Origin of the sequence: Prosthecobacter sp. (assembly GCF_044373815.1) — a bacterium.
GTDB lineage: Bacteria > Verrucomicrobiota > Verrucomicrobiia > Verrucomicrobiales > Verrucomicrobiaceae > Prosthecobacter.
Map to the genome: position 1 here is coordinate 1 of NZ_JBIPNG010000188.1, position 11,684 is coordinate 11,684.

Annotated in this window: 13 protein-coding genes; 4 read left to right on the forward strand and 9 right to left on the reverse strand. The window is 59.3% G+C overall.

Annotated features, from left to right (window positions below; translation table 11 throughout):
* Positions 1-556, reverse strand: a 556-nt coding sequence (locus ACIREA_RS15980) for a sugar phosphate nucleotidyltransferase (RefSeq protein ID WP_397383292.1), incomplete at its 3' end; no start/stop codon positions are given.
* Between the two features lie 182 nt (positions 557-738).
* Between ACIREA_RS15980 and ACIREA_RS15985 the strand changes: the two genes are divergently transcribed.
* Both ACIREA_RS15985 and ACIREA_RS15990 read left to right on the forward strand, forming a co-directional pair.
* Entirely contained in the window at positions 739-1,443 is a 705-nt protein-coding gene (locus ACIREA_RS15985) for a zinc ribbon domain-containing protein (protein WP_397383293.1), read from the forward strand.
* A gap of 207 nt (positions 1,444-1,650) precedes the next feature.
* The gene (locus ACIREA_RS15990) at positions 1,651-3,096 is read left to right on the forward strand and encodes a hypothetical protein (RefSeq protein WP_397383294.1); all 1,446 of its coding nucleotides are present in this window, start codon (positions 1,651-1,653) and stop codon (positions 3,094-3,096) included.
* A gap of 113 nt (positions 3,097-3,209) precedes the next feature.
* Here the strand turns inward: ACIREA_RS15990 and ACIREA_RS15995 are convergent, their stop codons facing one another.
* The 6 genes from ACIREA_RS15995 to ACIREA_RS16020 all read right to left on the reverse strand — a co-directional run bounded on the left by ACIREA_RS15995 (position 3,210) and on the right by ACIREA_RS16020 (position 8,702).
* Positions 3,210-3,728: a hypothetical protein gene (locus ACIREA_RS15995; RefSeq protein WP_397383295.1), complete on the reverse strand. Its 519-nt coding sequence runs from the start codon at positions 3,726-3,728 to the stop codon at positions 3,210-3,212.
* A 97-nt stretch (positions 3,729-3,825) separates the two neighbouring features.
* The gene (gene prmC / locus ACIREA_RS16000) at positions 3,826-4,686 is read right to left on the reverse strand and encodes a peptide chain release factor N(5)-glutamine methyltransferase (RefSeq protein ID WP_397383296.1); all 861 of its coding nucleotides are present in this window, start codon (positions 4,684-4,686) and stop codon (positions 3,826-3,828) included.
* 77 nt (positions 4,687-4,763) lie between these two features.
* A complete protein-coding gene (locus tag ACIREA_RS16005) occupies positions 4,764-5,339 on the reverse strand; it encodes a 5-formyltetrahydrofolate cyclo-ligase (protein ID WP_397383297.1) in 576 nt (191 codons plus the stop codon).
* An 85-nt stretch (positions 5,340-5,424) separates the two neighbouring features.
* A complete protein-coding gene (locus tag ACIREA_RS16010) occupies positions 5,425-6,663 on the reverse strand; it encodes a dihydrolipoamide acetyltransferase family protein (protein WP_397383298.1) in 1,239 nt (412 codons plus the stop codon).
* Positions 6,664-6,693: 30 nt separating this feature from the next.
* Positions 6,694-7,659, reverse strand: a complete 966-nt coding sequence (locus tag ACIREA_RS16015; protein WP_397383299.1) for an alpha-ketoacid dehydrogenase subunit beta — start codon at positions 7,657-7,659, stop codon at positions 6,694-6,696.
* Entirely contained in the window at positions 7,656-8,702 is a 1,047-nt protein-coding gene (locus tag ACIREA_RS16020; protein WP_397383300.1) for a thiamine pyrophosphate-dependent dehydrogenase E1 component subunit alpha, read from the reverse strand. The genes ACIREA_RS16015 and ACIREA_RS16020 overlap by 4 nt, the downstream gene beginning before the upstream one ends.
* Positions 8,703-8,927: 225 nt before the next feature.
* Between ACIREA_RS16020 and ACIREA_RS16025 the strand changes: the two genes are divergently transcribed.
* Complete coding sequence (locus ACIREA_RS16025) at positions 8,928-9,488, forward strand: hypothetical protein (RefSeq protein ID WP_397383301.1); 561 nt, start codon at positions 8,928-8,930, stop codon at positions 9,486-9,488.
* Between the two features lie 119 nt (positions 9,489-9,607).
* The gene (gene rfaD, locus ACIREA_RS16030; RefSeq protein ID WP_397383302.1) at positions 9,608-10,612 is read left to right on the forward strand and encodes an ADP-glyceromanno-heptose 6-epimerase; all 1,005 of its coding nucleotides are present in this window, start codon (positions 9,608-9,610) and stop codon (positions 10,610-10,612) included.
* A gap of 49 nt (positions 10,613-10,661) precedes the next feature.
* Here the strand turns inward: rfaD and ACIREA_RS16035 are convergent, their stop codons facing one another.
* Entirely contained in the window at positions 10,662-11,072 is a 411-nt protein-coding gene (locus ACIREA_RS16035; protein WP_397383303.1) for a hypothetical protein, read from the reverse strand.
* 19 nt (positions 11,073-11,091) lie between these two features.
* Complete coding sequence (locus ACIREA_RS16040; protein ID WP_397383304.1) at positions 11,092-11,373, reverse strand: hypothetical protein; 282 nt, start codon at positions 11,371-11,373, stop codon at positions 11,092-11,094.
* Positions 11,374-11,684 lie beyond the last annotated feature (311 nt).

An 11,684-nucleotide genomic window follows, 5' to 3' on the forward strand; every position in this document is an offset into this window, starting at 1 on the left:
TGGTCATCTCCAGCACCGTGCTCAGCATGCCGCTGGCATCGCAGGTGCAGACGCCGCGTGAGACGCTGCCGTGCTCTGAAAGCGTGTTCTTCAAGTAGAAGCCCACCATGGACCAGTGGCTTTTGCCATCCTGCGGACGTGAATGGATGAGATCTGCGGCGATCTTTTGGAAGGCATCCTGGCCGTAGAAGTCGTCGGCATTGATCATGAGGAAGGGCTCGTTCACCACCTTCTCGGCAGCGAGCAGTGCGTGCGCGGTGCCCCAGGGCTTCGTGCGGCCTTCCGGCACGGTGAACCCGGCGGGGAGATCGTGCAGATCCTGAAACGCGTAGTCCACCGCGATGCGGCCTGCATACTTGGAGCCAATCTGCGTGCGGAAGAGCTCCTCAAAGTCACGGCGGATGACGAACACTACCTTGCCGAAGCCCGCGCGGATCGCATCAAAGACGGAGTAATCCAGCACCACCTCGCCCGCAGGTCCCATCGCATCGAGTTGTTTGAGGCCGCCGTAACGGCTGCCCATGCCGGCAGCGAGGATGAGAAGAGTGGGTTTCACGTGGGAATGGATTGAGGGAGTGAGGGAAATAAAAGGGGTGTACCTTTTCGCCGGGTAAGGGTCTGGTCAAGCAGTTCGAGGTTCGAGGCTGCCACCTCCCCGGAGCAAGTGGCCAAAACCCGCACCGAACCCGACAATAGAGAGCTTGTGCTCCTTCGCCGTTTCGGCTTACATCCACGTACATGCTTCAAGACATCACGAAACTCATTCAGCTTCAGGAACGTGACCAGCGCATTCGTGCCCTGCAGAAAGACCTCAAGGACATCCCCACGATGCAAACCCGGGCCAAAATGCAGCTCGCGGGAGACCAAGCCGCCGTGGATGCCGCGAATCTGGCCATGAAGGAAGTCGAGGTGAAGATCAAAAACATTCAGCTCGATGTCCAGACGCGCCAGACCTCCATCAAGCGTTTGCAGGACCAGCAGTTCGAGACGCGCAAGAACGACGAATTCGCCGCCCTCGGACATGAAATCAAACGCTACGAGGGCGATGTGACCAAGCTGGAAGACGGCGAGCTGGAGCAGATGGAAGCCCTCGAAGCCGCCAAGGCGAAGCTGAAGGAGGCGCAGGCCAAACTGGCCGCCACCCAGGTCCGCGTGAACGAGGAACTCAAAAATCTGGAAGAACGTGGTGTGGGCGTGAAAAATCGTCTCGAAGACCTCAACGCCGAACGCGCCAAACTGGCCGAGCCAATCGATCCCGATTCTCTCGATCTTTACACTCGAATCTTCATCAAGAAAGGCGATGCAGCCATCGTGCCGATGGAAAACGCCATGTGCGGTGGCTGCCACATGAAGGTGGTCGTCGGGGTCATCCAGTCGCTGAAGCAGTCGGAAAAGCTGACGCAGTGTGAGGCTTGTGGGCGCATTTTGTATCTGGTGGAGTAGGCCGGAACGAGCAGGTTTTTCAAGCTCGCCGGCGCTGTTCCTCAGCGCCGCGTTCACTGCGCACCGGCGTTAGTCGATGGTAGATGGCTTGGCCACTCGCATTGGATCACCGTGCTCGAGAACGAACAGGAAGACGAAAACGATTCATCGATTTCGCCACCTCTTGAATCCTTGACCACATGAGCATTGAAAGGTCTTTTCCTCGCCATGACCTTCTCCCTCGAGTCCTTCCACTTCCACGTGCTGCCCATGCACACGCGGTTCCCGTTCAAGTACGGCATCGCCAGCATGAACGCGCTGCCGCACCTCTTCGTCACGGTGAATCTGGTTGTGGATGGCAAAGCCGTGAGCGGACTCGCCAGCGAAGGCCTGCCGCCGAAGTGGTTCACCAAGAATCCGGACACTCCCTTCGAGCTCGATCTCGCGGAGATGATCGCCGTCATTCAGAATGCCTCACGCATCGCCCGGCTCGCCGCTGAAAAACCCACGGGCTTCTTCACCTGGTGGCAGAACCTTTATGCGGAACAGAGCAACTGGGCGAAGGTCAAAGAAGTTCCCTCCCTGCTCGCCAATCTGGGCGTGAGCTTGATCGAGCGCTCCGTGCTCGATGGCCTTTGCAAAGCCCTGGGCCAGCCCCTACATGCCGTGCTGCGCTCCGATGTTCTTGGCATTGATCTCGGTGCCGTACGTGAAGAACTGCGTGGCATGCGCGTGACCGATGCCATCGCTCCCACACCCCTTTCCCACATCCACGTGCGCCACACCGTCGGTCTCGGCGATCCTCTTAGCACCGCCGATGGCACCCTGGACGACGGCCTGCCTTACACACTGGAGGAAAACATCCGCGCCTACGGCCTGCGCTATTTCAAAATCAAAGTCTGCGGCAAACCCGAGACCGACCTGCCACGCCTGCGCGAGATCACCCGCATCATCACCGCAAACTGCATCGCCGGCTTTCACGCCACGCTCGATGGCAACGAGCAGTTCTACGATCTCGCCTCCTTCCGTGAATTTTACGCCACGCTAAGCGCCGATGCCGCTCTCGCACCGCTATTCCAAAACCTGCTCCTCATCGAGCAGCCGCTGCATCGTTCACAAGCCCTGAACGATGACGTGGCCGCGACCCTGCAATCATGGACCGAAGGCCCCGGTATGATCATTGACGAAAGCGACGGCTCCCTCTCGGATCTGCCCCGCGCGCTCGACCTCGGCTATCGCGGCACCAGCCACAAGAACTGCAAAGGCATCGTCAAAGGCCTCGCCAATGCCGCCCTGCTCAAGAAGCGCACCCCTGTCATTCGCGGCGGCCCCATCCTCAGTGGCGAAGACCTCGCCAACGTCGGCCCCGTGTCCCTGCTGCAGGACCTCAGCGTCATGGCCCTGCTAGGCGTCACCCACGTCGAGCGCAACGGCCACCACTACTTCCGCGGCCTCAGCATGCACTCCCCCGCCACCCAGGACGCAGTACTTACCACCCACGCCGGATTGTACCACCGCCATGCCCAGGGCTTCGCGACCTTGAACATCGAAAATGGCAGGCTGGATCTTCAGAGCGTGAACGCCGCCCCCTTCGGCTGCGGCATCACCATCGACGTCTCCCAGTTCGAACCACTCAACGCCTGGATCAAGCGCGGGGGGATGGGGGAGCTGTGAGGCAGCGTTGAGCTTTACCTGAAGATGCGGAGCCACCGCAAACACATAATCGTCGGGGATTGCCGCCCCCTCTCTTCGTGAGCCTGCTCCACGGTCCTGGCTGCATGCAAAACCTATCCTCCAAACTCACACAATTCCCGTCCGGTTTCACTCACCGCAGGAAAATGGTCCTTAAGCTGGCGGCGATCCGCCTTCATAAAAGCACTGCCGCCTATCATCTGAACCAAGCGCAGACGCACGGACTGCCACAAGGACATCGACCCCGGCAGAATGGGGAGGCCAGTATTCCTGACGACGCCTACGGCGCGGTCATCCCACAAGGCGATCATTTTGTGATCTTTGCGATTGGTGATTTCCAGCTTCGGCAGCCCGTGACGAGTGCACCATTGATGAATACTTTCCTCATCCTGGACGTTACCGGCACGAGCGGTGAAGATTTTGACAGTGCGGCCCGTTTCGATCCAATGCTTCACCCGCTTAAGCATGTGCGGCACGGGAAGGCCAATGCAATGCGGCTCAGCGTCGGGATCAGACATGGCCAAGGTGCCATCGAGATCCACTCCGATCCAACCCCTCCTGGGATATTTTGGATGTTCGAGCAGCTCTTGGTCAATCCTTTGAATTTTCAGCATGGCTTGTACGATAACTTTCAAGTCACATCATGATGATGAATCTTGCTTCATTTGGGCCTAGCCAAATTCAAAGGCGCCTTAGTTACGCCGCCACCCATCAAGGCTCAGCATCTGCAAGATGACTTGGAGGTGCCACCGCAAACACAAACCGGTGAATCCCCGCCAGGTCTGCCGCCGTGCTGGCATTTAAATAGCCGAGCTCTGTGCAGCGTGCTGCAACCGGCGCCCCCTGATCATGCCCCACTTCGAGTGCGATAAGCGCCCCTGAGTTGAGATGCGGCAGCGCATCATTCAAGAAGCGCTCCACGATACGCAGGCCGTCAGGTCCTCCATCAAGAGCGAGTACTGGATCACGCTTCACCTCGACGCTAAGCGTCGGGATCTCGGCGCTGGGGATGTAGGGAAGATTGGCGACGATGAGATCAAAGCTGCCAGTGATCTTTTCGAAGAGATCGCTGCGCAGGAGTTTGACGTTGGCGCTGAGGCGCGAGGCATTGAGCCGGGCGAGGTCGAGGGCGTCTTCACTGATGTCGGCGAGGATGACGTCACTGAGCGGCCAGGCTTTGGACAAGCTAAGGCCGATGCAGCCGGAGCCAGTGGCCATGTCGAGCACACGTGCGGGTGCGGTGGCACATTTTTTGAGCACGAGTTCCACGAGCGTTTCCGTTTCCGGACGCGGGATGAGGGCACGGTGGTCGCTCACAAATTCGTGGCCGCAGAATTCGACGGTGCCGAGCAGATGCTGCAGCGGCTCCCCTTCCCCACGACGGCGCAGCAGCTCGCGCAGCGTCACGAGATCCTCCTCCGGCACGGGCTCGCTGAAGCGCAGGTAAAGATCGAGCCGCCGACAACCCAGGACGTGGGCCAGCAGATGCTCCATGTTCAGCCGGGCTTCATCGATCTTGCGTTTCTCCAGGTAGGCGGTGCCGGAGCTGACGATTTCGAGAATGAGCTTCATGAGAGGAGAAATGACGAATGCCGAATGTGGAATGACGAATGGCGGAGACCAGAGTCACTCAACTGATCATCACTCATTCAAGATGCGGACGATTGGATCAAGCCGGATTCCGTGATGATTTGATGGATGTGCTGATCGTGAAACTCGACGGTGATGTGATCCACAATCTGAACATCGAAGGCAACGGCGATGCGTTCGGCGCGGCATTGAGGATGAGCCAGCAGGCGGTCGTAGTAGCCCCCCCCACGCCCAAGTCGTTTCCCATCGTGGGTGAAAGCGAGTCCTGGAACGAGGATGATGTCGAGCTCAGCGATGTCGATGTGCGGACATTGCGGATTCGGCTCCCAGACATTCATCTGGCCACGATGCAGATCCTCCAAGGAGCGCACCTGTCTCGGCTGCAGCGCCTGATGTTCGATTTGGAAGAAGCAGGTGCGGACTCCTTGTGCGTGCAAGGCAGGCAGCAGATACGTCACGAGATCAGGCTCATTTTTCAATCCGCCAAAGAGGGCTACGGTGACACCGGCAGGCCAGGTGGCGGCCAGGTGCTTGAGGTGGGCTGCAATGTGCACGCCCGTCTCACTGCGCGTGGCTTCATCCATGGCACGCAGGCGTTCCCGCATGGCCTGGCGCAGTGTGGGTTTGTCGTGCATGAGCTTCTCGACTGGGATGAAGTGAAGTGGATGCGCAGATGCTGGCGAATGCGCTGGACCGACAGACAAGAGTGTCTGTCGTACCTCAGAGCAGTTCGGGTTTCTGCAGCAGTTCGGCCACACGCTTGAGCAGGCGTCCAGCGCCACCACCATCAAGCACGCGGTGGTCAAAGCTCAGCGTCAGCTCGGCTTCAGTCACAGGAATGAACATGTTCACTTCCTCACTCCAGTGCGGCACTTTGCTGCCAGCACCGAGGCCAAGGACAAGATTCTGCTCGGGCAGCGGGATGGGTGTGGCCCACACGATGCCGAAGGTGCCGAAATTGGTCACGGTGGCGATACCGGGACGCTTCACATCGTTTGGCAGGCGACGGGCACGGGCCTGCTCGACGAGCTTGTTGTACGTCGGCACCAGTTTGACGAGGGGGGTCTTTTCCACTTCACGCAGGGTGGGCACCATGACGCCGTCATCGACTTCCACGGCGAAGCCGATGTCGATGGCCAGCGGATGCACGATGCGATTGCCCACCAGGCGTCCGGCAAAGGCGGTGTTCTCAGCCAGCGCCAAAGCGAGGGCACGAATGACGTAGAGCGCGGGGCCGGGCTTGGGATCGGTCTTTTTGCGATGCGCGAGCATGGCATCCAGCATGATTGGACTGCCCACGGTGGCGAGCGGACGCGTCCAGCTGCGGCGCATGGAATCCGCCACGGCGATGCGCATGGGCGAGGCGGGCGTCATGCGGTGCTGCTCCAGCGCACGCAGGAAGGCTTCGAAATCTTCGACGGTCACACGACCACCTGCACCCGTGCCGGGCACACCCGCGAGGTCGGAGGCGTTCAGGCCCAGCTCCAGCATGCGGGCACGCATGCGCGGGGAAATGTAGCTGGCACCCGTGGCACCCGCAGGCACCGGCAGTCCGCCGACGACGGGCTCGACGGTGGGCTGACGTGTGGAAATGACGTCGTTGTCGCTGATCTTGAAGTGGAGGTTTTCCACTTCCTCAGAGCCGGTGCGGGTCGCGCTCGGGGTGGAGGTCGCAGGCTTGGGTTCATCCATCAGGCCCAGCGACTGGGCGTTTTCCAAGGTGATCTCAAAAGCAGCGAGCGTGGAACCGACGGCGTAGCTGGTCTGTGCGGTGGCCACGATCTGGCCAATGGTGCCGGCGCACGGTGCGGTGACGGCCATGGTGGCCTTGTTCGTCTCGACTTCAAAGAGATCACAGCCTGCCTCAACCACACGACCGGGCTCGACCAAAATACGAATGATGGTGGCTTCGGCGATGGACTCGCCAAGCTGAGGCATCAAGATGGGAATGGTGCGCATGACGGAATGCTGAAAAACGGGGAGGCTGATTTAATTGCGCAGCAAACGCCGAAGAGCGGCCGCGATGGTGGAGGTGGTGGGACGATGCGACTTCCAGAGATTCGGATGATACGGGATCGGCGTGTCCTTGGAGTTCAGCCGCATCGGAGGGGCGTCCAGCAGATGGAAGCCATCCGTGGTGACGCGGGCGATGATTTCCGCCGTGACGCCGCCCCAAGGGAAGGCCTCACCAAGGGCCAGCAAACGTCCGGTGCGGGCCACGGAAGCCAGGATGGTGTCCGTGTCCATGGGCTTCACAGAGCGGAGATCGACGACTTCGATCTGATAACCATCGAGCTGCAGTTCCTCAGCAGCGCGCAGGGCCTCATGCACCATGGCACTGTACGTCACGATGGTGGCGTGGCGGCCCGGACGTGCGATGCGCGCCTTGCCGATGGGCAGCTCGCGGTCGCCGATCTGGTCGGCCTTGAGATGGTAGTAGAGGAACTTGTGCTCGCAGAAGATGACGGGGTCGTTCAGCTTCACGCTGTCCAGCAGCATCCAGTAGGCATCTTCCACGGTGGCAGGCGTCACGATCACCAGGCCGGGATAGTGCGCATAGATGGCCTCCATGGACTGGCTGTGAAACGGCCCGCTGCCCGCCGTGCCGCCGGAGGGCAGGCGGATGGTGATGGGGCACGGCACGTTCGTGCGCCAGTAGAGCGTGGCCGCCTGATTGACGATCTGATTGAAACCGATGGAAGAGAAATCGGCGAACTGCATCTCAATGATGGGCCGGGCACCCTCCACCGCCGCGCCAATGGCCATGCCGACCATCGCGTCTTCGCTGATGGGGGCATCGAAAACGCGGTTGGGAAATTCCTTGCTGAGGTTCTTCGTGGCTTTGAACGCGCCGCCGAAGGTGGCGATGTCCTGCCCGTAGAGGAACACGGATGGGTCGTCGCGCAGGGCCTCATACTGGGCCTCTCGAATGGCTTCGAGGTAAGTGATGCTCATGCTTCGTGCTGTCCCTCCACAAGCTCAGCGCAGGACAGGGCCTGCCAGTTTTCTTTGAAGGGATCAGGAGCTGGTTCTTTGGACACTTTGGAAACGGTTTGGTCGACGTTGCGGCGCACCTCTTCATTGAGCTCGCGCAGATCAGCAGAGGACATCCAGCCGCGATCACGGGCGAAGTCTTCGGCCACCTGCAGGCAGTCGCGTGCGGAGGGGCCCTGCCGCTTGGTATCAGGAATGTAGGAGGCGTCATCGTGCTCGCCATGCCCGGCCAGGCGCAGCAGCGTGCCCACGATCATCTGCGGGCCACCGCCAGCGCGAGCCCTGTCGACGGCAGCCCTGAAGGCTTTCAAACAGGAGGCGAGATCCGTGGCGTCCACCGTCACACCTTCGATGCCGTATCCCGCCGCACGATCCACCAGATTCTCACAGGCATACTGGCGGGTGTTGGGCGTGGAGTAGGCGTACTGATTGTTCGCGATGCTCACGATGATGGGCAGCTTTTCCACCGCCGCCATGTTCAGACCTTCGTGGAAGGCACCGGTGGAGGTGCCTCCATCGCCAATGCTGGTGGCTCCAATGCTGTCGGCCAAAGTTCCTGCCAGACGCCGGGCGAAGAGTCCGCCGGCCACCACCGAAAGCAGGCTGCCCAAGTGGCTGATCATGGCCATGTGCCCCTCTTTAGGGCGTCCACGGTGAATGTTGCCATCCCTACCGCGCATGGGGCCGGTGACCGCTCCCAAGTAAGTGCGCACGGTGTCAATGATCGGCTCGCCAAAAGCAATACGGCCTGCCTGGTCACGGATCAGGGGACCGTAAATGTCCCGGCCCTTCCGCAATTGCACCCCCAGCGCGGCACTGAAAGCCTCCTGGCCTTTGCCCAGATAGACCCCGCCGACGATACGACCGCCCGCCCGATAGAGCGAACCAAGCTTTTCTTCCAACACCCGGGACAGCAACATGTGCTGGTAGGTGAGGAGAAATTGATCGCGAAAATCGGCTGTCAGGTCGGTTTCGACGCAGTTAATCGGTGAAGCTAGTGCCACGAGGTACATTTGGTATCAAGCGCAGCAGTTTCGTCAATAGCGTCGCGGTAAGGAATCCGCTACTTTGGCAGAAATTTTAACGCATGTGGCATCCGTCCAGCTTTGCTTGTGACAGTTAGTTTTTAAGATTTTGAGTGACAAAAGTAAGGGATTTGCATAAAATGCTTTGAAATTTCAATAACACAGTGCAATTTTAATAAACTAATCCTAATTTTTTAGAATTCCATGGAATCACTCATTGCCACTGCTGCTGCTGATCCCGCATTCTCAGGCTTCCAGCTTCAAAGCTATGGAAGTTTGGTGCTGCCAGATCATCCCATCCGCTTTGGTTTTCAGGTGGATATCGTCCCTGACAACTGCCCCACCAGCATTCTGTTCGGCCTCGTCAGCCGGGATCCCGTCAATGGTGGCCACGCCAAGACCAAAGGGTTCGCCGTTCGTGTGGATCTGGAAATGCGCGAAGTCTGGGACGCCCTGAACAGCAGCGGACTCGTTGGCTGGGTGGAGCACCCCAAGGGACTCGCCGGTTTCACGGACGAAGAACCTCTTCTTTTAGGATGGGAAATCGAATATCACGGTAATGCCTTGATTCCCAAGCTCGTAGTGGCGGATCAGCAATGGCTCTATCCCGCCATCCAGTGCCCGCATCCCATCGTCATGGAGACCTTGATCGGCTGGGAAGGCGAATGGGACCGCGACCCACGCGTCACTTTCCTGCACCCGGCCCTCTGGCGCGAGCAGCTCCCCATGCACTCCGCCCAGCAGCCCGAGGCCATGGCGGCTTAGGCCGTTTCTCGCCAAGAGCACTCATCCTGAGCGGTGTAGGATACCTGGCAGGAGAGGGATTGATCATGACTCAAGCTCCGGCTTGAATCCCGGTGGTTTTCCCGTTACCAGACGGGCTCATGAAAAACACGGAAAGTCGCATCCTCATCACCGGCGGAGCCGGATTCATCGGCAGCGCCCTCGTCTGGGAGCTGAACCGCCGGGGCTGCGAAAACATCGTCGTCTGCGACCGCCTGAGCAGCGACGAAAAGTGGAAGAACCTCGTCCCGCTCAAGTTTGCCGACTACATCGACGGCAACGACCTCCTGCAGGCCGTGCTGCACAGCCCCAGCAAGCTCGGACATTTTGACCTCGTCCTCCACCTCGGCGCCTGCTCCGCCACCACGGAGCGCGACGCCGACTACCTGATGCGGAACAATTACGAGTTCACCAAGCAGCTCTGCCAGTGGTCTCTCGCCAATCAGACCCGCTTTGTGTATGCCTCCTCCGCCGCCACCTACGGGGACGGCGCCCACGGCATGGACGATCAAATGCCCGACATCCACGCCCTGCGCCCGCTGAACATGTACGGCTACTCCAAGCACCTCTTCGACCTCCACGCCCGACGCGAAGGCTGGCTGCCGAACATCGTCGGCCTCAAGTACTTCAACGTCTATGGCCCCAACGAAGACCACAAGGCCGACATGCGCAGCCTCGTGCACAAAGCCTGCGGCCAGATCCTCGCCACCGGCAAGGTCCAGCTCTTCAAATCCCACCGCCCCGACTACAAGGACGGCGAGCAGATGCGCGACTTCCTCTACGTGAAGGACGCCATCCGCATGACCCTCCACCTCGCTGAAACCCCGAGCGCCGGCGGCCTCTTCAATCTCGGCTCCGGTGCAGCCCATACCTGGATCGAACTCGCCACCGCCATCTTCACCGCCCTCGGCAAGGAACCGAACATCGAGTTCATCGACATGCCCGAGCACCTGCAGTCCAAGTACCAGTACTACACCTGCGCCGACATCACCAAACTGCGCGGCTCAGGGTTCAGCACCGAGATCACCCCGCTGGCTGAAGCGGTGCGGGATTACGTGCAGGGCTACCTCGTGCCTGACAAGCGGCTGGGGGATGAGGTGGTGTGATCGGTTTCCATGGAGGAAGCTGAGCCAACGTGTTGGCCACGGCGCTTTGTCAGGGCTTGGGAAAATTCTCTCCCCAATTGATATCGTTCACACTTCCGAGGAAACTTTCTCGGTTGTACTCTTCGGCAAAATACCACTCGTTAAAACCAAAGTCATAGTCGGTTTTCACGAACCATTCGCACGTCCACACGCCCAGGTGAGAATGGGGTTCTGAGAGATTGCACACCCGGTATTCTGAGTACCGCTGCATGCATTCGCCGTAGCTGGGTCCAAAGCGTCTCCAACACCATCGATTCGCAAAATCGAGTTCGGGAAACGAAACCTGCAACATGACCGAATAGGGAAATCGCACCAGACGCTCCTGGCGCTCAAGTTTTCGTTCATCTTGCTCCTCGGGTGAATCACCACCGTTGGTGAGATATTCTTCAAAGCTCGATAAAAGGACTGTTTGATGGCTCATTGGAAGCATCCTCATCTGCCTAACCCCCAAGCCCCTTCTTGAGCGCTCGATAGGCCGCCAAAAGCCGCGCTCGATTCCCCCAATCCTCGACCTCATCTTCCACCTTGGGGTGAACAAATGTGCCATCGTCAGCAACTATCGGCATAGCCACTAAGCCAAGTTCGGCGTCGCTACGCTTCTGGTCCTCAGTCTGACCGGAGATACCAAGCATCTGCTTCGTGTAGTCCCAATCCTTGTCGAAGACCTCCTCGAACGCCTCAAGAAACTCTAGAACTATATCAGGTTTAGAATTCATGTTCATGTGGGGTGCGGATCAGGCGATGGCTTGCTCGAGTCATCAATGACACAACAAATGCCATGGGAGCCGCTGCTTGCACCCGTTTAGTTCGGCCGTGGATGGGTTAGCTTGTGAGGCAGTAGACTGGGGTGTACTACCACCTGGGCATTACCCCCTTGCTATCCGTGCCGTTGACCCGTCAGTGCGTCCCTATGTCAGACAAAATCAAAAAGCGGTTCGGAATCTGGATGGACACTCACCATGCGACCATCATCGGCTATGCCCCCGCCGCCGCCGTGTTCACAGTCCTCGGCCATGCCAAGAATCCGGGTCCG

What these genes read in the sequence shown, in the direction of transcription:
- ACIREA_RS15985 (WP_397383293.1), top strand. Translation starts at nt 739, where the DNA reads ATGCTTCAAGACATCACGAAACTCATTCAGCTTCAGGAACGTGACCAG.
- ACIREA_RS15990 (WP_397383294.1), top strand. Translation starts at nt 1,651, where the DNA reads ATGACCTTCTCCCTCGAGTCCTTCCACTTCCACGTGCTGCCCATGCAC.
- ACIREA_RS15995 (WP_397383295.1), bottom strand. Translation starts at nt 3,728, where the DNA reads ATGCTGAAAATTCAAAGGATTGACCAAGAGCTGCTCGAACATCCAAAA.
- prmC (WP_397383296.1), bottom strand. Translation starts at nt 4,686, where the DNA reads ATGAAGCTCATTCTCGAAATCGTCAGCTCCGGCACCGCCTACCTGGAG.
- ACIREA_RS16005 (WP_397383297.1), bottom strand. Translation starts at nt 5,339, where the DNA reads ATGCACGACAAACCCACACTGCGCCAGGCCATGCGGGAACGCCTGCGT.
- ACIREA_RS16010 (WP_397383298.1), bottom strand. Translation starts at nt 6,663, where the DNA reads ATGCGCACCATTCCCATCTTGATGCCTCAGCTTGGCGAGTCCATCGCC.
- ACIREA_RS16015 (WP_397383299.1), bottom strand. Translation starts at nt 7,659, where the DNA reads ATGAGCATCACTTACCTCGAAGCCATTCGAGAGGCCCAGTATGAGGCC.
- ACIREA_RS16025 (WP_397383301.1), top strand. Translation starts at nt 8,928, where the DNA reads ATGGAATCACTCATTGCCACTGCTGCTGCTGATCCCGCATTCTCAGGC.
- rfaD (WP_397383302.1), top strand. Translation starts at nt 9,608, where the DNA reads ATGAAAAACACGGAAAGTCGCATCCTCATCACCGGCGGAGCCGGATTC.
- ACIREA_RS16035 (WP_397383303.1), bottom strand. Translation starts at nt 11,072, where the DNA reads ATGAGCCATCAAACAGTCCTTTTATCGAGCTTTGAAGAATATCTCACC.
- ACIREA_RS16040 (WP_397383304.1), bottom strand. Translation starts at nt 11,373, where the DNA reads ATGAACATGAATTCTAAACCTGATATAGTTCTAGAGTTTCTTGAGGCG.